Consider the following 2,673-nt stretch of genomic DNA (forward strand, 5'->3'; position numbering starts at 1 on the left):
ACCCCGGCCGGCGAGCCCGCCGATACCAACTTGCTGCCAGCCGCCCTACTGCTCACCCCGGCGCTGGCGGCCCAGCACGCCCACGGCTGGGTGCGCCTCGATGTGAGTGCGCTACACTTGGTGCTGCCTACGGCTGGGGTGTTTGTGGTGGCACAGGGCCTTCCCACGCCGAACGGAGACCAGTTTGTGCGTAGCCGCACGCTGGTACGCAAGCCCGACGGCCAAACCCCACCCGAAGACCTGAGCCCGCAAAACCACCGGCCCAACGGCAAGGGTACCCCCATTTTTCTGTACGAGGAAGTGCAGCCGGCGGGAGGCGGCACTTCCCGGCTGGTGCCGTCGCATGCGTTTCCGGCCGTGGCTTTCCGCAGCCTTGCACCCGCCGATGCAGCCCGGTCGTGGCAATGGCTGCGGAGCGGCCCTGCCAGAACCGGCCGCTGGTCTACTATTCAGCAAAATAATGCGCGGCTGCAAAAGGCCCTGCCCTCCGCCCACCCCCGGCGCGACTACAACTACGACCTGGAGCTCGAAGTGGAGGAATTGTAGCGGTAGCGGGCTTATTCGGCAGGCACTTTGGTTGCCCGGTGGCCCAGCAGGTGCGGGCGCAGCACCACGCCGACGCTCGTAATCAGGTTGGCGGGCGACACGTTGCGGTGGTCGGGGCTGTTGCGGTCCAAGGTGTTGGGTTGCGAGAAGCCCAGCGTGGCTTGGCCCTGCCACGCCCCGCGGCCAATGCGCGTAAAGAACGTGGGCTCGACGTAAAACTTGGTAGGCGAGCTGATGGGCACATCGTTGCGCGTCAGCTCGCTGTAGTGCACGAAGGTGGTGCGCAGCGACGCACCGTAGCTCAGCAGCGGCGTGGTTTTGGCCACGTACAGCTGGCCGTAGTAGCGCTGGTAGGTGGCCTGGTAATGCGCCAGCTGGTCGGCTCCGCCAAACAGGAAGTCGAAAGGATTGAAATGGTTGTCGTAGATGCTAGCCGAAGCCAGCCCGAAGCCCGCCACCGCGCCCAGATACACCGACTTATCGGCTCCCAGCAGGTGATAGGTACCCACGCCCACGCCGGCCTGCTTGTGCAGGTTCTGGAAATCGGTGGTAGTGCCGTTGCGGGTTTCGCTGCCGTCGCTCTGCTGCAGGCTGCCTTCCACGGTGAGAAGCACGTGCTCGGCCGGCACCCAGGCCGCGCTGGTTTCGAGGCTGCCCTGCGGCCGCACCGAGGCGGTGATTTCGACTTCGCCCTGGCTTCGGAGCAGCGGCGTGCTGGGTGTGGCTGGTACATACACGGCACACCCGCCGAGCAAGGCCGTGGCAGCTAACGCAAGGGCCGGAAGAGTGGAAAGGAGTTTCATGAAAATGCAGAAAGAGCGGTGAGCGGCCGAAAGCCTTCGCAACCCGGCCAGTGCATCAAAGGAAACAGGCGGCCGCCAGCCTGGGCAAACCGATATTCTGCAATTCGGGACTTTTACGTTCTCAACAACAACCCTCCGCAGCTCGCTCAAACGTCTGCCGATTCATCACCAAGGCTCTTTTTGGGCCGTCGAATTCAGACTTTTCACGGCATGCATTTAAGCGGACTTTTGCGTTGCGGGCCGGCGCTATTAGTCGTCGATTGAGGTGTTCTTATCCAAGTTAATGACCACGCCAATCTGAAACACCGAATTGGCCGCCTTCAGAAACTCATTGTTGCGGAAGCCGAAAATCTGGCCGCTGATGAGCTGCAGCTGCACCGGGCCCGCAATCTGGGTGCGGGTGAAGGTGATGGGCTCGAAAAACACGTTGTTTTCGCCGGGGGCCGCCATGCCGTTGATAGTGAAATTGTTGAGCTGCATGTAGCTCAGGCGCATGGCCGCGCCGTAGGTGAGCGGGAAGTCGCGGTTGAAGAGGTGCAGGCTGTTCTGCTTTTTCTTGGCGTAGTTCACCTGAGCAAAGACTTTCGACAGGCTACCGTCGAGGGTGCGGGTGGTTTGCTGGGCATCGTTGCGCTCGATGCGCTCGGTGGCCCCGCCGCCGCCGCCCACGTACACTTCGAGCACGCGCTTGTCGGGCAGGCGGGTGAAGTAGCCGAGGCTGGCTTCGGCGAAGTCGATGTTTTCAGTTTTGAGGGATTTCTTGCGGTGCAGCGACGAGAACGTGCCCGCCACGGCCAGGTGGTTGGTGAGGCCGTAGGCCCCCTGCAGGGCGTAGTTGGTGTGCTGGTTGGTGCTCACGGCCCCGTAGAATTCGCCCTGATGCGTGAGCATGGGCGCGTGCGGCGGCGGCGGGAAATACAGCGAGGCACAGCCCGATAACCCCAACGGCCCGAGGGCCCACAGCAAACGCGAGAATGACTTCATGGTGCAAGTATCGGCATTGGCCGCCGGTGCACGAACGGGCGCGGGCCCGATTACGTGTATGCCAGCACCGGGGCAACAGGTTTTCGGGGCCCGAAACCAGCCGTTGGCTTAGCAGAACCGTAAGGATTACGACACATTTCTTTCTCGCATTTATGCCCGCTGCCAATTCATTTGACGCCCTGATTATTGGTGCCGGCCAGGCCGGTACGCCCCTCGCCTACGCCTTGGCCGCCGCCGGCAAAACGGTGGGCTTCATCGAAAGCGACCACTTGGGCGGCTCCTGCATCAACTACGGCTGCGCGCCCACCAAGGCGCTGCTGGCGTCGGCCCAGCGGGCGCA

4 protein-coding genes are annotated in these 2,673 nt (G+C 62.9%); 2 read left to right on the forward strand and 2 right to left on the reverse strand.

All coding sequences use genetic code 11. The annotated features are described in order from the left end of the window. The coding region (locus tag ACYVDE_RS19685) for a hypothetical protein (RefSeq protein ID WP_460503243.1) at nt 1-546 on the forward strand (546 nt) is incomplete at its 5' end. An 11-nt stretch (nt 547-557) separates the two neighbouring features. Here the strand turns inward: ACYVDE_RS19685 and ACYVDE_RS19690 are convergent. Both ACYVDE_RS19690 and ACYVDE_RS19695 read right to left on the reverse strand, forming a co-directional pair. Further along, on the reverse strand, nt 558-1,349 hold the full coding sequence (locus tag ACYVDE_RS19690; protein ID WP_460503244.1) for a hypothetical protein: 792 nt from the start codon (nt 1,347-1,349) through the stop codon (nt 558-560). 249 nt (nt 1,350-1,598) lie between these two features. Then, nucleotides 1,599-2,333, reverse strand: coding sequence for a hypothetical protein (locus ACYVDE_RS19695; RefSeq protein ID WP_460503245.1), 735 nt, complete (start codon nt 2,331-2,333; stop codon nt 1,599-1,601). 152 nt (nt 2,334-2,485) lie between these two features. On the opposite strand from ACYVDE_RS19695, the gene ACYVDE_RS19700 reads away from it, so the two are divergent. Next, a partial coding sequence (locus tag ACYVDE_RS19700; protein ID WP_460503246.1) for an FAD-dependent oxidoreductase occupies nt 2,486-2,673 on the forward strand: 188 nt, incomplete at its 3' end.

The organism is Hymenobacter agri, assembly GCF_054778495.1.